Source organism: Thalassospira indica (assembly GCF_003403095.1).
Lineage (GTDB): Bacteria > Pseudomonadota > Alphaproteobacteria > Rhodospirillales > Thalassospiraceae > Thalassospira > Thalassospira indica.
Genome location: NZ_CP031555.1, coordinates 1,962,050 through 1,982,189 on the forward strand (window position 1 = coordinate 1,962,050; position 20,140 = coordinate 1,982,189).

The 20,140-nt window shown below is 54.5% G+C and carries 22 protein-coding genes; 8 read left to right on the forward strand and 14 right to left on the reverse strand.

Going from position 1 to position 20,140, the window contains the following annotated elements:
- Positions 1-106: 106 nt before the first annotated feature.
- From DY252_RS09245 to DY252_RS09275, 7 genes are all read right to left on the reverse strand, one after another.
- Positions 107-1,414, reverse strand: a complete 1,308-nt coding sequence (locus DY252_RS09245; RefSeq protein WP_064790199.1) for a calcium-binding protein — start codon at positions 1,412-1,414, stop codon at positions 107-109.
- Positions 1,415-1,763: 349 nt separating this feature from the next.
- Positions 1,764-2,492 carry a DUF899 domain-containing protein gene (locus tag DY252_RS09250; protein ID WP_064790033.1) on the reverse strand — a complete coding sequence of 243 codons (729 nt, stop codon included), beginning with the start codon at positions 2,490-2,492 and terminating at the stop codon, positions 1,764-1,766.
- A gap of 93 nt (positions 2,493-2,585) precedes the next feature.
- Positions 2,586-4,235, reverse strand: coding sequence for an MFS transporter (locus DY252_RS09255; protein ID WP_064790034.1), 1,650 nt, complete (start codon positions 4,233-4,235; stop codon positions 2,586-2,588).
- 220 nt (positions 4,236-4,455) lie between these two features.
- Positions 4,456-4,932 carry an SRPBCC family protein gene (locus DY252_RS09260; RefSeq protein ID WP_064790035.1) on the reverse strand — a complete coding sequence of 159 codons (477 nt, stop codon included), beginning with the start codon at positions 4,930-4,932 and terminating at the stop codon, positions 4,456-4,458.
- Complete coding sequence (locus DY252_RS09265) at positions 4,932-5,318, reverse strand: ArsR/SmtB family transcription factor (protein WP_064790036.1); 387 nt, start codon at positions 5,316-5,318, stop codon at positions 4,932-4,934. The genes DY252_RS09260 and DY252_RS09265 overlap by 1 nt, the downstream gene beginning before the upstream one ends.
- 137 nt (positions 5,319-5,455) lie before the next feature.
- Positions 5,456-5,764, reverse strand: coding sequence for a HigA family addiction module antitoxin (locus tag DY252_RS09270; RefSeq protein WP_231959797.1), 309 nt, complete (start codon positions 5,762-5,764; stop codon positions 5,456-5,458).
- Positions 5,765-5,777: 13 nt separating this feature from the next.
- A complete protein-coding gene (locus DY252_RS09275; RefSeq protein WP_064790038.1) occupies positions 5,778-6,089 on the reverse strand; it encodes a type II toxin-antitoxin system RelE/ParE family toxin in 312 nt (103 codons plus the stop codon).
- A gap of 113 nt (positions 6,090-6,202) precedes the next feature.
- Here DY252_RS09275 and DY252_RS09280 point away from each other — a divergent pair, with 113 nt between their 5' ends.
- Entirely contained in the window at positions 6,203-6,391 is a 189-nt protein-coding gene (locus DY252_RS09280) for a hypothetical protein (RefSeq protein WP_129542704.1), read from the forward strand.
- Positions 6,392-6,399: 8 nt separating this feature from the next.
- Here DY252_RS09280 and DY252_RS09285 read toward each other — a convergent pair whose 3' ends face one another.
- Positions 6,400-7,065: a hypothetical protein gene (locus tag DY252_RS09285; RefSeq protein WP_129542705.1), complete on the reverse strand. Its 666-nt coding sequence runs from the start codon at positions 7,063-7,065 to the stop codon at positions 6,400-6,402.
- Positions 7,066-7,581: 516 nt separating this feature from the next.
- On the opposite strand from DY252_RS09285, the gene DY252_RS09290 reads away from it, so the two are divergent.
- On the forward strand, positions 7,582-8,778 hold the full coding sequence (locus DY252_RS09290; RefSeq protein WP_064790041.1) for a DUF3644 domain-containing protein: 1,197 nt from the start codon (positions 7,582-7,584) through the stop codon (positions 8,776-8,778).
- Positions 8,779-8,805: 27 nt separating this feature from the next.
- On the opposite strand, the gene DY252_RS09295 is transcribed toward DY252_RS09290, so the two are convergent.
- Positions 8,806-10,713 (reverse strand): ABC-F family ATP-binding cassette domain-containing protein, encoded by a 1,908-nt coding sequence (locus DY252_RS09295; protein WP_064790042.1) that lies wholly within the window; start codon positions 10,711-10,713, stop codon positions 8,806-8,808.
- A gap of 427 nt (positions 10,714-11,140) precedes the next feature.
- Between DY252_RS09295 and ndk the strand changes: the two genes are divergently transcribed.
- Positions 11,141-11,563 carry a nucleoside-diphosphate kinase gene (ndk, locus tag DY252_RS09300; RefSeq protein ID WP_064790043.1) on the forward strand — a complete coding sequence of 141 codons (423 nt, stop codon included), beginning with the start codon at positions 11,141-11,143 and terminating at the stop codon, positions 11,561-11,563.
- A gap of 91 nt (positions 11,564-11,654) precedes the next feature.
- Here the strand turns inward: ndk and DY252_RS09305 are convergent, their stop codons facing one another.
- Positions 11,655-11,792 (reverse strand): aa3-type cytochrome c oxidase subunit IV, encoded by a 138-nt coding sequence (locus DY252_RS09305; protein ID WP_114129841.1) that lies wholly within the window; start codon positions 11,790-11,792, stop codon positions 11,655-11,657.
- A 333-nt stretch (positions 11,793-12,125) separates the two neighbouring features.
- On the opposite strand from DY252_RS09305, the gene DY252_RS09310 reads away from it, so the two are divergent.
- Both DY252_RS09310 and DY252_RS09315 read left to right on the forward strand, forming a co-directional pair.
- Positions 12,126-12,680 (forward strand): P-loop nucleotide/nucleoside kinase family protein, encoded by a 555-nt coding sequence (locus DY252_RS09310; protein WP_231959798.1) that lies wholly within the window; start codon positions 12,126-12,128, stop codon positions 12,678-12,680.
- Between the two features lie 81 nt (positions 12,681-12,761).
- Positions 12,762-14,084, forward strand: a complete 1,323-nt coding sequence (locus DY252_RS09315) for a HEPN domain-containing protein (RefSeq protein WP_064790045.1) — start codon at positions 12,762-12,764, stop codon at positions 14,082-14,084.
- A gap of 101 nt (positions 14,085-14,185) precedes the next feature.
- On the opposite strand, the gene DY252_RS22350 is transcribed toward DY252_RS09315, so the two are convergent.
- The 4 genes from DY252_RS22350 to purM all read right to left on the reverse strand — a co-directional run bounded on the left by DY252_RS22350 (position 14,186) and on the right by purM (position 16,752).
- Entirely contained in the window at positions 14,186-14,314 is a 129-nt protein-coding gene (locus tag DY252_RS22350) for an aa3-type cytochrome c oxidase subunit IV (RefSeq protein ID WP_197482599.1), read from the reverse strand.
- A 143-nt stretch (positions 14,315-14,457) separates the two neighbouring features.
- Complete coding sequence (locus tag DY252_RS09325; RefSeq protein ID WP_165374902.1) at positions 14,458-14,838, reverse strand: hypothetical protein; 381 nt, start codon at positions 14,836-14,838, stop codon at positions 14,458-14,460.
- Positions 14,839-15,016: 178 nt separating this feature from the next.
- Positions 15,017-15,691 carry a phosphoribosylglycinamide formyltransferase gene (gene purN / locus DY252_RS09330; protein ID WP_064790048.1) on the reverse strand — a complete coding sequence of 225 codons (675 nt, stop codon included), beginning with the start codon at positions 15,689-15,691 and terminating at the stop codon, positions 15,017-15,019.
- Complete coding sequence (purM, locus tag DY252_RS09335; protein WP_064790201.1) at positions 15,679-16,752, reverse strand: phosphoribosylformylglycinamidine cyclo-ligase; 1,074 nt, start codon at positions 16,750-16,752, stop codon at positions 15,679-15,681. The genes purN and purM overlap by 13 nt, the downstream gene beginning before the upstream one ends.
- A 370-nt stretch (positions 16,753-17,122) precedes the next feature.
- Between purM and DY252_RS09340 the strand changes: the two genes are divergently transcribed.
- From DY252_RS09340 to DY252_RS09350, 3 genes are read left to right on the forward strand one after another with little or no spacing between them, the layout of a single operon-like run.
- A complete protein-coding gene (locus tag DY252_RS09340) occupies positions 17,123-18,247 on the forward strand; it encodes a DUF2066 domain-containing protein (protein ID WP_231959799.1) in 1,125 nt (374 codons plus the stop codon).
- 40 nt (positions 18,248-18,287) lie between these two features.
- Positions 18,288-19,382, forward strand: a complete 1,095-nt coding sequence (locus DY252_RS09345; protein WP_064780553.1) for an AI-2E family transporter — start codon at positions 18,288-18,290, stop codon at positions 19,380-19,382.
- A gap of 35 nt (positions 19,383-19,417) precedes the next feature.
- On the forward strand, positions 19,418-20,140 hold the full coding sequence (locus DY252_RS09350) for an HdaA/DnaA family protein (protein ID WP_082923578.1): 723 nt from the start codon (positions 19,418-19,420) through the stop codon (positions 20,138-20,140).

The following is a 20,140-nucleotide window of genomic DNA, read 5'->3' on the forward strand; positions in this document are numbered from 1 at the left end:
AAAAGAAATGAAAAATCCCGTGAGGCGCGCGCTTCACGGGATTTTTTTATGTCGCCACCGAAGGACGGTCAAAATCAAATTGTATGAGGATTTGAGTTTGCCCTCATCAGACGTTGCCAAACAGGACATGATCGGCGGTCAGATCATCCTTGTCGGTGTCTTCGATGATGACGCCAAATGTCCATGGGTCGCCATTGCTGAAATCGACATAGAGATCATCGCCGGTCTGGGTGGTGTGATCGAGGAAGCTGTCGAAATCCGTGATGCCAGAGCGTTCCTGAAGATCGCTTGTCAGAAGCAGGGTATCGGGATGATTGCCAGTTTCATCGCTGTCACCGGTTTCAAACCCGACAACCCGGTCGCGGCTTGAGGCCTCGGCATCGAAAACAAAGGTATCATTGCCGCTATTGCCTTCGAGCCAGTCATTGCCGGCCCCGCCAGACAAAAGGTTGTCGCCGAAAACCGGATTACCGCCGGGACCGGCACGCAGCGTATCGTGCCCGTCTCCGCCATAGAGCGACACGTCGCGGGTTTCGCCCGTCAGCGTGTCGTTTCCCGCCTCACCATACAGGTTTTCGCCAAACAGGGTGTCGTCGCCATCACCGCCGTAAATGGTGTCATTTCCGCGATTGCCGACAAGACGGTTGTCGCCTTCATCGCCGATGATCAGGTCGCTTTGATTGCTGCCATCGACATTTTCGATGCTGATGAAATGATCGCCGGTGCGGCCCGTGCCGGTTGCAAGATTGATGACCGGTTGTGGGCCATGTTCGCCATAAGGCGCATCATTGCCCCAGCCGGCGATATAGCTGATGGTGTCAATCCCGTCACCCCCATCAAAGATATTTGTGCGGTCCTCGGAAAAGTCGGTGCTGGCCGCGGCATAGAAGGTATCATCGCCGCCTTGTCCCTGCATGACGTCACCGTCATCGGTGCGGTTGTAGACCTGATAAAAGGCGTTCTTGCCGTCATCGCCAATCAACACATCGCCATAGGTCGTATCGCGGATATCCTCGATATTGAAATAGCGGTCGCCTTCGGCATCCCCGCCAAGCCCGATACCGGTTTCGAGATTGACATAGACGCCCTGGTTTTCGGGATTGCGACTATATCCGAAGCTGATTTCATCGCGGCCCGGACCACCATCGATAACATCGGCCCCCGGGCCACCGGTCAGTTCATCGTTGCCCGGCCCGCCAATCAGTGTGTCGTTGCCGTCACCGCCATCAAGTTCGTCATGTCCGGCCCCGCCATCAAGCGTATCGTTCCCAGGCCCACGATAGCCGCCGGAAAGAGAATCATTCCCGCCAAGGGCACGAATGTAATCGTCGCCCTCGAGCCCGGATATCCGGTCATCCTGTTCTGTTCCAATCAGATTGTCGTCACCCTCGGTTCCTACGATGTAATTAACCATGCCAGACTCCTGCATGAAGTGCCTTTACCCCGGCAATCCAAGGTTGCGTTGGAATTTTGGCGACTTGATGACTGGTTGCCGACGGGCTTGTTCCGTGCGGAAGTGCTGCGCAAATGGCAGAAACAACACAGGCCCGCAATCATGTATTGCGGGCCTGTGTGTTGATCAGATTGAGGCGAGGGTGTCAGGCGACCATCGCGTCGTATTCTTTCTGCTTGTCGCGCCATTTCTGTTCGACCATGGCAAGTTCGTTTTCGATCTGGCCGAGTTCCTTTTGGATGGCGGCGAGTTTTTGGGCGTTGGCGTCTTCGTAGAGCGACGGGTCATGGATTATCGGGGTTTGTACCGATCAATGGCAGCATGCGCCCGCTGTTTTGTGGTCTTCATACTGATCGTGCAGCTTTACCCAACTCATCGTGCCGTTTTCGTTGCGACCAAAGGGCGTGAGATCAAGAAAGGCATGCGCCCCGATCAACGGATCGCCCCCACGGCTGTAGGATGAATAGGTGTGGAAAATCTCGTTGGTGTCGGGATCGCGGTAAAACACGCTGATGCCGTGCAAGTCTTCCATCTTGCCGCTATAGGGCGCGAAATTGTAGGTCGTCTTGCCCGCTTCGACATCATCGGGGCGGAAGGAGGCATCAAAATCATAATTGAAATCGCTGCCATGCGAGGACACCCACGGGAAATGCCAGTTCATCCGTTTCTTGAAGGGCAGGAATTCCGCCAGCGGGGCACGCGAGACCACTATCAGGGTCACGTCATGATGACGCAGATGCAGATTGGCGCCGTCAAAATGATCGGCAAGGAAGGAACAGCCGTCACAGCCTTCTTGCCAGCCGGGGCCGAACATGAAGTGATAAACGATCATTTGACTGCGACCGTCAAACAGCTCGCCGAGCGACTTTTTGCCGGTGGGCGTGTCGAATTCATACTCCTTGTCGACCTTGACCCAGGGCAAGGCACGGCGTTCTTCACACAGACGGTCCCACGCACGCATATGGTGTTTTTCACGTTTCAGGTGCGCCTTGCGGGCTTCGAGCCATTCTGCGCGGGAGACGATTTGGGGACGGGTCATATCGGTTCTCCTTTTCCGTCGGGTTCGTCGGGGGGAATGTTTCCCGTGTGTCGGGCACCGCCGAGATTGACGCAGTGCCCGTGCCTCGTGTTTTTAGTCGATGCGACCAGCCGCACAGGCCGCCGGTTGCAGGGCAGGGTCGATTTCCGTATCGCCATCCGGGGTGTCATTGGAATCGGCGTCAGATCCTGCATCGGTCTCTGCCTTGGCATTGCGCAAGACGATAACGGTGCCAATCGCAGACAAAACCATCAGAAGCGCACAGATGATTGAAATCACCTGCAAGCCGTCGGAGAAGGCTGTGCGGGCCTGTAACAAGACGTCACCGGCCAAGCCGGACCGGGCGTCAGCCAGCGCATGGACGGCACCACCCAGCGTACTGCGGAGCGCATCAATCGCCCCGGCTGTGAGATTGGCGGGGAGGTCGGTATCAAGCATGGCGTCGCGATAGATCGCGGTGCCGACACTGCCCAGAACGGCAATGCCAAGGGCCCCGCCCAGTTCGGCACTGGTTTCGGACATGGCGGCCGCCGACCCGGTCCGGTCTGTCGGGGCGGCGGTGACCACCATATCGGTACAGATCATCGCAACCGGCGTGATGCCGAGTGAAAAGATCGCCGCCCCGGTGGCAAGAATATAGAGACTGCCGGCTGAACCGGGAAAGGACAGCAGGCCAAAGCCAAACGCGGTCAGGACAAGGGCGCCCGTCATCACGGAGCCCGGGCGGAACCGGCCCAGCAATACCGGGGCCCCGAGGGAGCCGACAATACCCGAAACGGTGGCGGGCAGCATGGCCATGCCGGCCTGAATGGGCGTGAGGCCGATCACCAGTTGCAGGGACTGGGACAGGAACATGAAATAGGCCATCCCGACAAAGATTACGGCCGTCTGAATGACAATCGGAACCGAAATCGTGCGTCGGTACAAAAGACCCAGATCAAGCAGGGGATCGTCAAGTTTGCGCTGACGGCGGATGAAAACCCATGTACCCAGAAGGCCAAGCATGATGGCGCTAAGTGCTTCACCACCAAAGCCATAGGCGGCCATAACCTTGACCCCGTAAATGATTGCCAATACAGATGTTAGTGAAAGTGCGGCACTTGGCAGGTCGATCCGCCCGAATTTTTCCGCCCTGTGTTCGGGCAAAAGGATCGGGGCTGCCAGCAACAGCAGTGCCATGACCGGCACATTGAGCAGGAAAACCGCCCCCCACCAGAAGTAACTCAGCACCACACCGCCAAGCAACGGCCCGGCCGCCGTGCCGACCATGAAGGTCGTCATCCATGCGGCAATGGCAAAGGAGCGTTCCTTTTCATTGTGAAACATGTTGCGGATCAGCGACAGGGTAGAGGGCATCAAGGTGGCCCCGGCAACACCGAGAACACCGCGGGCAAAGATCAGCATTTCCGATGTATTGGCAAAGGCCGCCAGAACCGATGCCGCCCCGAAACAGGCGCCACCGATCATCAGCAGTTTGCGCCGCCCGATGCGGTCGCCCAGTGTGCCCATGGTGATCAGCGACCCGGCAATGAAAAAGCCATAGATATCGACAATCCAGAGCAACTGGTCGCTGGTCGGGTTGAGGCTTGCGGTCAGGTGCGGCACGGCAAGATGCAGGACGGTCATATCCATGGCGATCAAAAGGCAGGGTAGTGCCAGGACCAGAAGGCCGATCCATTCGCGGCGGGTGGCCTTGGTGTCGGTGCCTTGCGGGGCGGTGTCGCGGCGGGTTGGGGCGCTCATGTCTTGTTCCTGTTTTTCCTTGGCGGTGGTGTATGGTTGGCCGCCTTGAGTTTTGTTTTGTGTTGTTTTGCGGTGCTGTCTGGATGCCCGCCTGCGCGGGCATGACGGAAGCGGGATGTTCTTTGTACTCGTCACGCTCGGGCAGGCGGGAGTCCGGATGCTGCGGTTTTCATTATTCGCGGCAATGGTCGGACCTCAACCCCAATTGAGGTCAAGCGCTTTATGATACCTGGCTGCAAAAGGTTTCGAGCTTGTCGAGCGCGCTGCTCCAGCCGCTGTGATGGCCGTCGCGTGCTGCTTCATCGGCGAATTGTTCGTGATGCAGGACAAGGATGGTGGCCTTGCCGTCATCGTCGGGTGCAAGGGTCAGGGTGACGTGGGATTTGCGTTCGGGCATGGTGATCCATTGCCAGCTAAAGGACAGCTTCTGGTCAATGTCAACCGCGTCATAGGTGCCGCTGACATCATGTATCTCACCCTCCGGGCCGGGTTCCTTGAAGCGGATGCGAAACGTGCCGCCGACGCGGGCATCGACATTGGCATCGATCATCTCGCAATCCCCCGGTCCCCACCATTGCGCCAGTTTTTGCGGATCGGTCCAGGCGGCAAAGACCATCGCGGGCGGGGCGGCAATGCGCCGCCGGATGGTCAGGCTTGGTTTTTCATCATACGGGGAGGTTTGCGGGTGCGGGTGCATTACTGGTCCTCCTGATCCTGCGGGGCGGCGGGATGTGTCGGTGTCTCGTTTTGTGCCGCGTTCTCGACAAAGGCGGCCAGCCGATCAAGCCGATCCGTCCAGAACCGTTCATAGCGCTTCAGCCATTCCATGGCGTGCGCCATCTTTTCAGGCTGAAGCCGAATGCGCACCGTGCGCCCGGTTTTTTGCCGGGCAATCAACCCGGCACCTGACAATACCTTGAGATGCTTCATCACCGCAGGCAATGACACATCAAACGGCTCTGCCAGTTCGCTGACCGAAAGCGCGTCTTCGTCTTGCTCCAGCCGGGCAAGGAGGGCGCGGCGCGTCGGATCGGCGAGGGCTGCAAAAATGTCGTTCAGGTCGGCTTCTTGATACTTAACCATGTGGTTAAGTATTGAAGAAAAAATCCGGGAAGTCAATCATGGTTTGTTTGCGGCGGGATAAAAGCATACCGCTCCTGACAGGCTGGTGTCAGGAGTAGTGTTGGTCTTCGGAATTTCAGGCAGGCGGAAAGGGGATGTTATGCCGCTACCGGAGAGGTGACCGGGCGGGCGCGCTCAATCCGTTCGCGTCGGTCCGGGATGTTCAGGGCATCCCAAAGGTCGTTTCGCATCTGGGTGTTGATCCAGAATTCGGCACTGTTGCCAAAAACGCGGGCAAGGATCAGGGCGGTGTCGGCGGTAATCCGGCGACGATTGTTGCACAGTTCGTTCACATGTTTGCGCTGAACCCCCATGGCCTCGGCTAGGGCGGTTTGCGTCAGGTCCATTGGTTCCATGAACTCGGTGACGAGCATTTCACCAACGCTGACGGGTTTTCTTGCTGTCATGATCATGGGGGCCTCATCGGTAACTGTGGTTGTCGAGATAAAGATCGGTTGCTTCGCCTTTGGCATCATTCCAGCGAAATATCAGCCGCCATTGGCGATTAATTCGGATGGAATGATAGCCGGTCAGTTTGCCCTGTAAGGCTTCGAAATGGTTGCTGGGTGGTATGCGTAAATCGTTGCTGCATGTGGCATCGTCAATCAACTGCAATTTCCGGAACAGTCGGGCATTGATGTCGGCGGGAATTTTCTTTCCTGCTTGGTCAAGTATGAAAAAGTCTTCAAGCCACCTGTCGCGAAAAAATCCGATCACACGGCTACGCTCCATCAGTTTTGAGCCATTGTACCGCTCAGTGGTACAATAATCAAGTCAGTTATAGACTCATGTCACTATTAAGCGATCTGTCCGGTTTTAGGCTGTTCCTATGAAGGAGAGCTAAAATGAAGCAGATGGTATTTTTGCAAGGGTTACGGGGAGGTGAAGTTTCGGTCCCGTCCGCTTTTTCCGGTGGTCGGGCGATGAAGGGGGCCGGTTACGATGCCAAAGGCAAACGCCTCAGACCTCAACCTTCCCAGAACTATACGGATCGGCTGCGCCTTCGTCACTGTCTAAAAGGAGAAGTGGCGTGAGCAAGGGTCTATTCCCAATTCGTCGGCGGCAAATCCCTGACGTTTGCAAACCAGCGCTGCCAGAACCAGAGTTTGTGACGGTCCTTGATGTTACGTCGGTTACGTTCCTCATTGTCACAAATCGTCATGAGGACATTCAAGGTGCGACCTTCCATAGCATCGGCTTCAAGTGCAGCGACATCGGCCTTGAAGTTATTCACCTGTTCCTCGGTCATGGCGTGGCCAATGCGGTAAAAACGTTCTTCGAGGGCCGCGTATTTGGTGCGTTGGTCTTGCCAAAACCTTGCCTTGTCAGGCCAGCGAAATGTCAGGCTGCAGAGGGAAGATACAACAACCAATGCGGCACCAATTTTAGAAGCGATTGGGACGTTACCAAGAACATCGGCGACGACCGCAGATCCACCAATCAGGTTTAGGACTGTCGTTACATCGGACAGCCAAGCGTAATAGTGAGCACGTTTCGAACAGTAACGTACCGAAACATTAATGCCGTAGATCAGCTTGCCGCGCCGCTTTCTCAGTCGTCCGGGTCCACATCCGGCTCCGGCAGAGTCGACTTCACATCGTATCGTTTCCTCTCGATCGCCTGCTCCGAAAAGTTCTCCACTCCTTCCCTCAACGGGCTCTGGCGGGTTGCTGCTGTTCCCTCGTTCTGCGTCTTCGGGGCCGGGCATGGTTTGTCATCCTTTTTGTCTGACATCTTTGTTTTCCTTTTCGGTGTTGTACAAAGCGGAGTGGGAGCGGACACACCCCTTCGCAACACTTTTAGCAAGTTGTTTCATCAATCACCACGGGAAATTTCGTCTAAGACAACACCTTTTAGTTCCTTGTCTGATCAATTGCGGTCATAGGGATAAAGTGTTGGCTGCGTGAATGCCTCTAGCAACCCCCGCGCTGCCGCCACCTCTCAATTTGGTTCTTATGAGGCTCTGAATGGCTGAAATGTTTGACATTGACCGGATCAACATTGGTGAACGTTTGCAGGCAGTTGATCCTCAAACTCTTTTCAAATTTCCATCAGTTCTATTTCTGTGTTGTCAGTCCAATGATGGGAGTACTCACAGGGCAAACGGTAGAATTTGCGCTAAGGTAGTGTGTCTTTGAGCAGGGACGCCTTTAGGTGGTGTATTCTCTTGTGTTAGCCGACTTTGGAGCTCTAGACTAAGATCGCAGTGTGAAAAGGGGAAGCTATGGTTGAAAAGAAGAAGGAGGGGGCACTAACTCCTGATGAAAAACCTATCGTAAAAGCGCTACTAAGTCGTGGATGGAGAAACCAAGATATCCAGCATTTACTGAACCGAGAGAGAATTGCCACTGTTAACAGTGCCAGAATAACCGAAGTTAAGAAAGATGAGGCTATTCGACCTGCTGAAGATGACGATGTTGAGTTCTTTATCGTAAAGAAGAACTCTTATGATCCTGTGACAGGTCTAAATTTTTATGATGACGAAAGATTGATTCGCTCCAGGGAAGCGATGATCTTGGCAGTCCAAAGTTTCAACAGCCCGGTCCTGAAATTCAAAACCGAGCAATTTGCAGTTCAGTCAAACATTGCTTGGACCTATTTGCTGCATGAGTATTTTGAACGGAAGCTAGGTAACATTGTTGGGAGAGACGGACGGTCTTTGTTGCTTTCCCAAATGATTAAGCGTCGAGAATTTCCTCTGTCGCGAGGGATAGCTAACAACATCAGAGATATGATTGATGTTCGAGACAAAGTAGAGCACCAAATTTTGCGTCACGCGGATAAAAATTTCTTTCCTCTATTTCAAGCAAGCTGTTTGAACTTTGATAAGTCAATCTGTCAGCTTTTTGGCGAGAGGTTATCCTTGAAAAGTGAACTCTCCATCGCTCTTCAATTCACTAAGTTGGATTTTACGCAAGCAGTAGAACTTCAGAAATTTGACATACCAGAGCACATTCAAACGCTGAATGCAGAATTGAATGACAGGCTTACAGAGGAGGAGCGAAGCGACTTAGATTACCGCTTCCGTGTTATCTACACTCTGGACCACACGTCAAAGAGCAAAGCACATTTCGAGTTTATCCAGCCGGGATCAGACGAAGGTAAACAAATACACAGTATTTTGGAAAAGCGGGTCATTGCAGATGATCAGTATCCATACAAACCTTCGCAGGCCGCAAACTTAATCGCTGAAAAATCTGGGCGAAAATTCACGTCCTATAACCACACTCAGGCTTGGCGACGCTACAAGGTTCGTCCTTTGTCAAATGCGAAGGACCGAGGGCAGACAGACAAGGATTTCTGTATATTCCATCGTTCACATGGCGATTACACGTACAATGATGCGTGGGTTAAATTCGTTGTTGAGCGAATCCAGTCAGACGAAGAGTACGCAGAGCTGACCTGCATGCGACTACGTTAAAGCGTTGGGCCTTGCGGAAAAAGCAGATCACGCCACCATCGCATCATACTCTTCCTGCTTGTCGAGCCATTTTTGTTCGGTCATGGCCAGCTCATTTTCGATCTGGCCGAGTTCCTTTTGGATGTCGGCGAGTTTCTGGGCGTTGGCATCTTCATACAGGGTCGGGTCGGCCATTTTTTCTTCGATGCCGGCTTTGCGCTCTGAGAGCTTTTCCATCTGCTTTTCGAGCTTTTCGACTTCGCGCTTGATCGGGGCGGCGAGTTTGCGCTTTTCGGCGGCCTGTTGGCGTTCGGCCTTGCGGTCGCGTTTGGCGGGTTTGCCATTGCCATTACCGTCTTCGCCGCCATTCTTGTTGGCGCGGCGTTCCATGCGCGCGCGATCCAGAAGATACTGGCGGTATTCGGCAACGTCGCCGTCAAACGATGTGACCGTGCCGTCCGCGACCAGCACCAGACGATCGGCGCAGGCTTCGATCAGGTAAGGATCGTGGCTGATGATGATGACCGCCCCTTCATAGGCATTGAGCGCATGGTTGAGCGCATCGCGGCTGTCGATATCAAGGTGGTTGGTCGGCTCGTCGAGGATGAGCATATGCGGGGCATCAAGCGTCATGAGCGCGAACAGAAGTCGCGCCTTTTCGCCGCCTGAAAGGTCCTTGACCTTGGTGTCGCCTTTCTGGCCTTCGAAGGCAAAGCGGCCAAGCTGGGCGCGGACCTTGTGTTCGATGACGTCGGGCATCAGGGCGGCCATGTGCTGATAGGGGGTTTCATCACCGCGCAGTTCATCGGTCTGGTGTTGGGCAAAATAGCCGATGCGCAGTTTGTTTGACGCATGCTTTTCACCCGACATCAAGGTAAGGCGGTTGGCCAGAAGCTTTGCCAATGTGGATTTACCGTTACCGTTGGCGCCGAGAAGGGCGATGCGGTCATCCATATCAATGCGCAGGCTGATATTGCGCAGGATCGGTTTGCCTTCTTCGTAGCCGACATCACCTTCGTGAATGTTGATCAGGGGTGGCGGCAGTTCCTTGGGGCTTGGGAAGTCAAAGGAAATGCCGCGATCCTCGACCACCGGGATGGCCGGGCCCATTTTTTCAAGCATCTTGACACGGCTTTGCGCCTGCTTGGCCTTGCTGGCCTTGGCGCGGAAGCGGTCGATGAAGGATTGCAGATGCTTTTGCTGGGCGATCTGTTTTTCGTAATGCTTGGAGGCCAGTTCCATCTGTTCGCGGCGGGTCTTGGCGAATTTGTCGTAATTGCCGCCATAAAGGGTGACGGTGCCGTCATGCAGATGGGCAATCGATTTGGCCACACGGTTCAGAAGATCGCGATCGTGACTGATCAGGATGATCGTGCCGGGGTAGTTGATCAGATAGTTTTCAAGCCAGATGGTGGCTTCGAGATCAAGGTGGTTGGTTGGCTCATCGAGCAGCAGCAAATCCGGGCGCAGGAAAAGGGTGGCCGCCAAGGCCACACGCATGCGCCAGCCACCCGAGAAGTCATCACAGGGGCGTTGTTGCGCTTCGCCGTCAAAGCCAAGGCCGGACAAAATGGCGGCTGCACGCGCCTCGGCGGTATGGGCTTCGATATCGGCCAGACGTGTATGGACCTCGGCAATGCGGTGCGGGTCGGTGGTGGTTTCAGCCTCGGCTAGCAAATCGGCGCGTTCGGTATCGGCCGCCAAAACGGTTTCAAGCAGGGATCGCGAACCCGCCGGGGCTTCTTGCGAGACAACGCCCATGCGGGCGCGCTTGGACAGGACAATATCGCCGCCATCGCCGGGCAGGTCGCCCGAGATCAGTTTAAGAAGGGTCGATTTCCCCGCACCGTTGCGCCCGATCAGGCCGACCTTGTGACCATCGGGGATGGTCAGCGAGACCCGGTCAAGAATGACACGTCCGCCAATGCGATAGGTGAGGTCGGTAATTTGCAGCATTTTCGGTGGATCTCTTGAACTGGTTTGCAGGCGCATTTGGCGCGGTTTAGGGGGAATCGCAAGGATTTCTGTGCTTTCAATAGGGCAGGTGCGGCTTTGACGCAAGGATTCTTCAAATTGTCATGACGGGTGTGATTTGGATGACAGATCGGGGTGAAACCGGCGCTAAATCGCAGTTTTATGCCTTTTGGCGGCGTTTTGCAGGCGAAATGGGCCAATGCAACGGCTGCAGGTCTGGTTTGCGGGGGTAGAACTATGTGTTGCGTTGCGATCCAACCCCGTTTATATAGCGCCAACCTTCGGGTCTGTGGATCATAAGGGAGTTCTTATTTATGCTCCTTTATGTTCCGCAGGCCCTTTGTACTCGGGGGGCTTGTTCAAGGCCTTCTTTGGGGGTAACGAAATTTTACAAAGCTAGGTGAAACCAATGGCTGTCGAACGCACTCTTTCGATCATCAAGCCGGACGCAACGCGCCGCAACCTGACTGGCAAAATCAACGCCGTCATCGAAGAAGCTGGCCTGCGCATTGTCGCACAGAAGCGCGTCGCTTTGACCCGCGCTCAGGCTGAAGGTTTCTATGCAGTTCACAAAGAACGTTCGTTCTTTGGCGAGCTGGTAGACTTCATGGTCTCTGGCCCGGTTGTTGTTCAGGTTCTCGAAGGCGAAGATGCCGTCCTCAAGTACCGCGAAGTCATGGGCGCAACCAACCCGGCAAATGCCGAGGAAGGCACCATCCGCAAACAGTTTGCAGAATCCATCGAAGCGAACTCGGTCCACGGTTCGGACTCGCTCGAAAACGCTGCAATCGAAATTGCATATTTCTTCGCTCAGACCGAAATCGTCGGCTAAGCCAAGAATACAGAATTACCGGTTCTTCCGGCATGAAACGCCCCGCAAGTTGCGGGGCGTTTTTTGTTGGCAAATTTGGAAATCTATTGCGTCAATCGATCAGGAATGCGGCCATCAGCAGCAACAGGACCCCGATCGAGATCACGCTCCAGAGCATGAATTTTGTCCAGTGGTGCCAGCCTTCCTCGTGGTGGTGCACCAGGCCTTCGTCGTAATCGCTTCCTTGCATTGTTTCCTCCCTGTTGTTGGGACCATTGTTTTGGTTTGCTGTTATCACGCAAGACAACAGGGTGATGGTAGCGCAAATCAACTCAGGGGTGAATTGCTTTGATGTTGTTGACTGTTTTTAGCCGTTCAACCGGATGGACAAGGTGGTGTCGCGTGTGGCAGTATTTGCGCATGGAAAACGTTTTGACCCAGAAATCGGTACGAATTTTTACCGCCTCTCATAGAGTGGCGGGGTAGCGACGTTTTGACCAAATGAGACCCACCCGCCGGCGAGGCGGGTTTTTTTGTGGCTGTCTCCCGGCCAGACCAGCGATGTGCAATCCGGGAGATGACAATGACCAAGCCCTTATCAGCGTTACAACCACGTGATCGATCCTTGATGCCGCAAGACGGTGCCAAGGTCGGAACCCTTCATTTGCTGTGTGGCAAGATTGCCGCGGGTAAATCAACCCTTGCCGCGGAACTCGCGCGCAAGCCCGGCACGGTTCTGATTGCCGAGGATGAATGGCTCTCGACGCTTTTTGGTGATCAGATGTGCTCGGTTGCGGATTATGTCCGGCTATCGGACAAATTGCGCAGCGTGATGGGGCCGCATGTGGCGATGGTGCTGGGTGCGGGTGTTTCGGTGGTGCTGGATTTTCCGGCCAATACAGTCGGCCTCAGGCGGTGGATGCGGGGCATCCTTGATGATGCCGGGGCCGATCATGTTTTGCATTATCTTGATATGGACGATGATGTCTGTATCAACCGCCTTCGGGTGCGCAACCGGGCCGGAAGCCATCAGTTCGCCGCCAGTGATGCCCAGTTCCATCAGATCAATGCGGCCTTTGTCCCACCGATGGAGGAGGAGGGGTTTAACGTCATGCGCTATGAGACAGATATACTCTGACGGATTGTTTTTGGTTGTGTTGGTTGGTGCTTTACTCATCTAATCATACGAGGTCGGCAACCAATCTTGGGTGAGTTCGTGATGTCGAGTTACTTTGACGATTTTAAGTTCATTATTGAGGAAATCGTTCGTTTTCGGAAAATTGCGCCCGAAAATTGGCAAAAGGAACTCTCACTTTACGACGTGCTTTCCAGTGTTGACGCCGTAGATGGAAGGGGATCAATCATCTGTGGCGAAAAAGCAGGTGCTCGGTTCCGTTCTATCGCGGAAAAAGCAATTTCAAAAAGTCCTGCTCTTTGCGGAAAAATTCTTCCGCAGGAACTTGTTCCTTTTTTGAAGCAAGCTTTTACGTGCCGTATCCTTGGGGCACGCGGTACCGTGACAGATAAAGATATCACGCAATTGGTTCGTGACGCTCGATATGCGGCCAAGAAAGTTCTTCAAGACAGGACATTCTACATTCCTTGCAATTTAGCAAAAGACTCTCATCAAGAGAGCTTTTCTATTGGGCCAGTCCGTTTTACTAAGCCTGAACTAGCTTTTGAAGAAATCCGTGAGTCCCCGTTGGAACATTCTGACGCAAACCTCGACGGTGCAACTGAGTATTATAGCCAATTCAATTGGGTGGCGCGGATATCAGTTGAGAAATCTTCCCCTAAATTGTCCAGCGCCAGAGCTCACGAAATTCTTGAGCTTGTGTTTGATGCCTTAACCGCAACATTCTCTAGCTCAAAGTCTCAACAACTCGGCTTTAAAGGTGGTCCACCCGTTCCAAAGAGGTCATTTGAGGTCACCGCAAACTCGAATAGCGGGGTCCAAATAGTTCACAATGTTTCTTGGCAGCAGCACAGCCTGCAGGACGACTGGTTGTCAGCGGTCACTGAACTAGATTTCAATAAATTTCTGAGTGCTATAGGTCGGATTCTGATGCCGAGTATCTATGACAATCCAGCCTTTAATCTGGCTCATAGATTTTTAAATTCATTGAGATGGTATGGAGATGCTGCAAACGACGTAAACAAAAGTGCCCGTATAGTAAAGTTCACAGTTGCCATTGAAATACTGCTGCTAACTGGGGCTCTCAAAGACAGGGAAAAAACGCGTGTTTTTAGCCTAAGGGGGCAAGCCCTTTTTGCAGGTCTGGAAGAAGCAAAGGATGCGCAAGCCATGCGTGATTTTAAATGGCTGTATGGCATCAGATCAGACATTGTTCACGGAAGAAAACGGCAAGGTACCATTACTATGTCGGATGTCACACGTGCAGAGAGATTGTGTCGTCTTTCCTTGTTTTATGCCATCCAATTGTTCGAGCAAATCGGCTTCGACAGTGAAAATAAATTAGAAAGTACTTTTGATGAATTAACTAGGGTCAATAGAGGGGGCCGCTCTGAGCGGGCAAAATAATCATGCAGCTACCTTCTCGAGCTAAAAAAAGGCCAAAAACAGAAAAAAGCTGCCGATAAACGGCAGCTTTTTAATTGGTCGGATCAATGCCGGTTGGCAGATCACAGAAGGAAGATCGCCATCAGGATCAGAAGGGCAATGATCGAGATGGTGCCCCATTTCACGAAGTTGGTGTAGCCGTGATAGATGCTGACGTGGGTGTCGGTGAGTTCGTAATCGTTACCCTGCAAATTTGCCTCCTTGGATTGGATATTTTGGGATTGTTCAAATGTATATCCACGAAGTTGATGCAGTGCAAGATGCAGATTAACCATAGATGTTAGACATTTGACCGACTTCACATCTGTTGTGGTTCACCTTTGATCCCAAGGGGTTACTGGATGCTGGATTTGCAGCCATAGGGCAGGAAGGTGCCTGAAAGCCCGTGGCTCATCATCGCAAACGACATCTTGTTGGCATAGTCGAGTTCCGTCTTGGATTTCGGGCAGGCATAGGCGCGCCCGGCACAGCCATTTTCGATATAGTCTTCTTCGGCCTTGGCAAATTCGGGGCTGAGTGCGCCGCGCGGAATTTCATCGAGCATTTCATCCCGGGTTTCCTGATAGACAGCACATTTTTGCGCCCGCCAGGATTTTTCACCCGTTTGCATATCGGCCTTGTAAGAATCCAGTTCCGGATCGGAATCGGCCATCGCAGGACTGGTGAGAGCGGCCAAAAGGGCGGCGATGAGAAGTCCGGGGATGGTGCGCATCATGATATCGGTTTTCCGTGGCGGTGGTGGCATTTGATGATCCCATAACAGCATCAGAATGCGCAAAGATTATGACCCCGGTTTGCGGATCTGGCAGCAGGCCATGAAAAAGGCGGGACACATGATTATGCCCCGCCTTTTATGCGTTCAGAAACCTGCGCAGCCAGCGCCAAAGGTTCTTTCATCCGGGCTCAAGGGCCGGGTTGATTTCAGCGAAATCGGCCTGCGGTGCGTCGGCCACAGTCACGATGCCCTTGGCATCGACCGAGACGCGGCCTTCGGCGATCCAGCGGATGACCTGCGGGTAAATGCGGTGTTCTTGCCTCAGGATGCGTTGCGCCAGTTTGCCAGCGTCGTCGCCGGGCAGGACCGGAACCACGGCCTGGGCGATGATCGGGCCGCTATCGACTTCGGGGACGACGTAATGCACGGTGCAGCCGGCAAACTTCACACCGGCATCAAGGGCGGCCTGATGCACACCGAGGCCCTTGAAGCTTGGCAGAAGCGACGGGTGGATGTTGATCAGTTTGTCTTTCCAGCGCGCGGTAAAGCTTTCACTGACCAGACGCAGGTAACCGGCGAGAACGACAAGGTCGGCACCGCTTTCTTCGATCAGGGCGCTGACGGCATTGTCATAGGCCTCGCGCCCGCCGGGATAGCCCTTGTGCGAGATGGCCTCCGACCGGATGCCCGCACGACGGCCACGTTCAAGCCCGCCCGCATCAAGCTGGTTGGAAAAGACCAGCACGATTTCGGCCGGGTAGTCGGGCGTCTTGCAGGCATCGATGATGGCTTGCAGGTTGGACCCGCCGCCTGAAATCAGAACGGCGAGCTTCAACTTGGTTACTTTTCCCATGAACGGGCCATGTTTTTGATCACGACCTGCGGGCCATCGCCAGCACGCGGGCCGATGACGCCGATCTGGCTGACGGTTTCGCCGTGCTCGCGCAGGATGGCTTCGGCCTCATCAGCTTTGTCGGCAGGGACAACGACGCACATGCCAATGCCGCAGTTAAAGGTACGCGCCATTTCGGTCGCCGGAATGCCGCCCTGTTTGGCGAGCCATTTAAACACCGGAAGATATTCCCAGGTGCTGGCATCAAACACAGCCGTCAGGTTTTCGGGCAAAACGCGCGGGACGTTTTCAGTCAAACCGCCACCGGTGATGTGGGCAAGTGCCTTGACCAGACCGGCCTTGTGCGCCGCCAGGCAGCTTTTGACATAAACCTTGGTCGGTTCAAGCAGGGCTTCGCCAACGGTTTTGCCCGGTGCGAAGGGGGCGTCATCGGCGTAGCCAAGGCCCGCCATATCGACAACCTTGCGCACCAGCGAATAGCCGTTGGAATGAACACCGCTTGAGGCGAGGCCGAGGATAACGTCGCCCTCGGCAACGTTGGAACCATCAAGCAGTTCGCCGCGTTCGGCCGCACCAACCGCGAAACCGGCAAGGTCATATTCGCCGTCGGCATACATGCCGGGCATTTCGGCGGTTTCGCCACCGATCAGCGCACAACCCGCCTGTTTGCAGCCCTCGGCAATGCCGCCAACGACACTTGCGGCGTTATCGACCGAAAGTTTGCCGGTGGCGAAGTAATCAAGGAACAGAAGCGGTTCTGCGCCCTGAACGACGAGGTCATTGACGCTCATGGCGACAAGGTCGATGCCGACCGTGTCATGCTTGTCGGCCAAAAAGGCGACTTTCAGCTTGGTGCCGACACCATCGGTGCAGGAAACCAGAACCGGGTCGTTATATCCGGCGGCCTTCAGATCAAAAAGGGCGCCAAAGCCGCCAAGACCACCGGCAACACCGGAACGGGTTGTTGCTTTTGCAAGCGGTTTGATTCGTTCGACAAGGTCATTCCCGGCATCGATATCGACACCGGAGTCCTTATAGGTAAGGCCGTTAGAGGTGGTCATTTCGGGGTCCCTGGCATCAAACATGCATGAATAAAAGGCGGCAAAACCGCGTTTTTCATCAGCACGTATCGACGTCCAATCGACGGGCACCTGTCGCATTGCGGTCCGGGTCGCAGGGAACCTGCTGTTTGACCAATCCGCCTTACTGACGCCTTTAATCAGATATAGAGGACAAAGCGATCCTGCTGATAAAAAACGCGGGCTTGATAATTTCCGCTGGGCCGAAAATACTCAAACGCGGGCAATATGCAATGATCACCTGCGCATGACAGAGTTTTCTTTGCAGAATGCGTTCAACATGCCACAAAGAGCGTTATAGAAGAATACAACAAGACACGACTTAAAATAAGACTAGGGCAAAGAGGCATACGTGCTTACTTCATTGAAAAACATCAAGATGTGGGCGGGTGCCGCCACCGTAGCAGCCATTATGGCCTTTCCGGCAGCGGCACAGGACATTTTCACCGTCAGCGGTGTTCATGTTGACGAGCGCGCAGAAACCGCGGCTGCTGCGCGCGAGCGCGCCCTTGAAATCGGTCAGCGCAAGGCGTTTGAAGAAGTGGTTGCCCGCTTGACCCTGCCCGAAGATCGCGCCGGGCTTGCGATGCCCGATACATCAACGATTATCAATATGGTGCGCGATTTCGGGGTGTCGAACGAAAAGACATCATCGGTGCGCTATATCGCCGACATGACCGTGCGCTTCAAGGATGACCAGCTTCGCCGGTTCTTGCGGTTCCGCGATATTTCATTTGCCGAATTGCAGTCCAAACCGGTGATGATCGTGCCGGTCTATCGCACGAATAATTTCGTCAATCTGTGGGATGATCCCAATCCGTGGCGCGATGTCTGGGCGCGCAATATCGCGACATCGGGACTGGTGCCGATAAAGGCACCGATTGGCGATCTGACCGATATCAGCACCGTCTCGGCCGAGCAGGCCGAAAGCGGATCGATGGAACGTCTGTCCCAGCTTGCCAAGCGTTATGGCGCGGATGTCGCCGTGGTCGCCAGTGCCGAGGTCAGCGGGCCCGAAGGTGGCGAGACGGTTGATGTTTCCGTCACCCGCTATGAGCCCAATGGCGCACCGCAGATTTTTGGCGTGCAGGAAAAGACGCAAGCGGGCGAGACATTGAATGAAACGCTGGTGCGTGCTGCCAAATCGGTTCAGGAGCAATTGGCCGATGGCTGGAAACGCGCCAACCTGATCAATTACAGCACGGGTGGCAACCTGATGGTGTTTATCCCGATTACCGGTCTTGCCGACTGGGCAGGGATCGAGAACAAGCTGATCGGGCTGCCGGTGGTGCGCAATTCGCGGGTGATCGCGATGTCGAAACGCGAAGTGCAGGTATCAATCGAATATGTCGGATCGGCCAATCAGTTGCAGACAGCACTTAATCAGCAGAACCTTAGCCTGTCGCGGATGGGAGAACTTTGGTTCATCCAGCCGAGCGGGGCGGATCGTTTGCAGGGGCTGTCATTAGGCGGATAAGCCTTTTGCATGACAGGGACAGTTTAACAGGGGCCGGGGAATGACATTACGACAGCAAGCACGTTTCTGGCTGATCTTTGTTGTTGGATTCTTTTTCCTGATCTGGCTGTTTTCGGGCATCCTGTTGCCGTTCGTGGCCGGGATGGCGATTGCCTATTTCCTTGATCCGCTTGCCGATCGGCTTGAGGAACGCGGCGCCAGCCGGGTGATTGCGACCAGCATCATCACGTTCCTTTTCTTCCTTGTGTTCATTCTGGTGATGTTGATTGTCGTGCCGATGATCGGCAGCCAGTTGGCAGGATTCCTTGAACGGTTTCCGGGCTATGTCGATACGTTGCGCACCAATGTCGCGCCGTATTTGCAAAATGTGCTCGATCGCGTCGCACCAGAAACGCTGCAAAGCGTATCGGATGCGATCAAGGGACAGAGTGCCAATGCCCTTAAATGGGTCGGTAATGTTCTGACCAATGTGCTTTCGGGCGGGTTGGCACTTTTGAACTTCCTGAGCTTGCTGTTCATTACGCCGGTGGTGTCGTTTTATCTGCTGCGTGACTGGGACAAGATCGTTGCCAAGGTGGACAGTTACCTGCCACGGCGTTCGGCCAAGGATATCCGCCAGTGTGTTAGCGAGATTGACGAAACCCTTGCAGGCTTTGTCCGCGGGCAGGCGACGGTGTGCATATTGCTTGGCCTGTTTTACGGGCTTGGCCTGACGCTGGCGGGGCTTGAGTTCGGCTTTGTCATTGGTTTGATGACCGGGCTTGTGTCGTTTGTGCCCTATTTCGGGATGATTGCCGGCTTTGCGGTTGGCATGGGTGTCGCGCTGGCCCAGTTTGGCTTTGGGCTTGATCTTGGCCTGGTGGCGCTGGTGTTTTTGATCGGTCAGGTGCTTGAGGGCAATTTCCTGACACCCAAGCTTGTCGGCGACAAGGTCGGGCTGCATGCCGTTTGGGTGATGTTTGCCTTGCTTGCCGGGGGTGCGGTGTTCGGACTTCTTGGCGTGATGCTGGCCGTGCCGGTGGCCGCCGTGATAGGCGTACTTGTACGTTATGGCTTAAGGCAGTATCTCGATAGCAGGCTTTATGATCACGGACCGGACGCTGGCAACAATGCCACGACCGAGACCGAGAAATAGCCCCCAGAGATCGAGATCAGCAAATTGAGTTTACTGTGACCCGGGTGACATCCAAGCCGGATAAAGATAACGACCCGCAGCAATTGCCGCTGGCGCTTGAAATGCGCCCGGCACTTGGCCGTGATGATTTCATGGTGGCCGATTGCAATAGCGAAGCGGTGGCGTGGATCGACCAGTGGCCGAAATGGCCCGCCCCGGCCTTGTGCCTGTATGGGCCAAAGGGATGCGGAAAAAGTCATCTGGCGGAAGTGTGGCGGGCGCGATCCGGTGCGTTGCAGGTCGCGGCATCGGATTTGAACGGGATCAATCCCGATGAGCTTCTGGGCGATGCCACCGGTCTTGTGATCGAGGATGCGGACCTTGTGGCCGGTGCGGGCCTTGATGAAACCGTCTGTTTCCATATTTACAATATGCTGAAAGAACGCGGTGGGCATTTGTTGTTGACCGCAAGCCAGCCGCCATCGCGCTGGCAGATTGATTTGCCCGATTTGAAATCAAGGCTGGGCGCAGCACTGGTGTGCGAGATTTCGCCGCCGGATGATGATTTGATTGTCGGACTTCTGATCAAGCTGTTTGCCGACCGGCAAATCCCGGCCAGCCCGCAAATCATCAGTTATGTTTTGCCAAGGATCGAGCGATCCTTTGCGGCGTTAAGTCAATTGGTGGCAGCGATTGATCGCCGGGCACTGGCCGAAAAGCGGGCGGTGACCTTGCCATTGGTGCGCAGTGTCATGGATGACATGGCTGCGAAATCGTAA

Excerpts from the sequence above, each read along its gene's own strand:
- DY252_RS09310 (WP_231959798.1), top strand. The coding sequence starts at position 12,126 with ATGACCAAGCCCTTATCAGCGTTACAACCACGTGATCGATCCTTGATG.
- ndk (WP_064790043.1), top strand. The coding sequence starts at position 11,141 with ATGGCTGTCGAACGCACTCTTTCGATCATCAAGCCGGACGCAACGCGC.
- DY252_RS09345 (WP_064780553.1), top strand. The coding sequence starts at position 18,288 with ATGACATTACGACAGCAAGCACGTTTCTGGCTGATCTTTGTTGTTGGA.
- DY252_RS09275 (WP_064790038.1), bottom strand. The coding sequence starts at position 6,089 with ATGGAGCGTAGCCGTGTGATCGGATTTTTTCGCGACAGGTGGCTTGAA.
- DY252_RS09250 (WP_064790033.1), bottom strand. The coding sequence starts at position 2,492 with ATGACCCGTCCCCAAATCGTCTCCCGCGCAGAATGGCTCGAAGCCCGC.
- purM (WP_064790201.1), bottom strand. The coding sequence starts at position 16,752 with ATGACCACCTCTAACGGCCTTACCTATAAGGACTCCGGTGTCGATATC.
- DY252_RS09280 (WP_129542704.1), top strand. The coding sequence starts at position 6,203 with ATGAAGCAGATGGTATTTTTGCAAGGGTTACGGGGAGGTGAAGTTTCG.
- DY252_RS09305 (WP_114129841.1), bottom strand. The coding sequence starts at position 11,792 with ATGCAAGGAAGCGATTACGACGAAGGCCTGGTGCACCACCACGAGGAA.
- DY252_RS09295 (WP_064790042.1), bottom strand. The coding sequence starts at position 10,713 with ATGCTGCAAATTACCGACCTCACCTATCGCATTGGCGGACGTGTCATT.
- DY252_RS09260 (WP_064790035.1), bottom strand. The coding sequence starts at position 4,932 with ATGCACCCGCACCCGCAAACCTCCCCGTATGATGAAAAACCAAGCCTG.
- DY252_RS09325 (WP_165374902.1), bottom strand. The coding sequence starts at position 14,838 with ATGATGCGCACCATCCCCGGACTTCTCATCGCCGCCCTTTTGGCCGCT.
- DY252_RS09315 (WP_064790045.1), top strand. The coding sequence starts at position 12,762 with ATGTCGAGTTACTTTGACGATTTTAAGTTCATTATTGAGGAAATCGTT.
- DY252_RS09245 (WP_064790199.1), bottom strand. The coding sequence starts at position 1,414 with ATGGTTAATTACATCGTAGGAACCGAGGGTGACGACAATCTGATTGGA.
- DY252_RS09290 (WP_064790041.1), top strand. The coding sequence starts at position 7,582 with ATGGTTGAAAAGAAGAAGGAGGGGGCACTAACTCCTGATGAAAAACCT.
- DY252_RS09285 (WP_129542705.1), bottom strand. The coding sequence starts at position 7,065 with ATGCCCGGCCCCGAAGACGCAGAACGAGGGAACAGCAGCAACCCGCCA.
- DY252_RS09265 (WP_064790036.1), bottom strand. The coding sequence starts at position 5,318 with ATGGTTAAGTATCAAGAAGCCGACCTGAACGACATTTTTGCAGCCCTC.
- purN (WP_064790048.1), bottom strand. The coding sequence starts at position 15,691 with ATGGGAAAAGTAACCAAGTTGAAGCTCGCCGTTCTGATTTCAGGCGGC.
- DY252_RS09255 (WP_064790034.1), bottom strand. The coding sequence starts at position 4,235 with ATGAGCGCCCCAACCCGCCGCGACACCGCCCCGCAAGGCACCGACACC.
- DY252_RS09270 (WP_231959797.1), bottom strand. The coding sequence starts at position 5,764 with ATGACAGCAAGAAAACCCGTCAGCGTTGGTGAAATGCTCGTCACCGAG.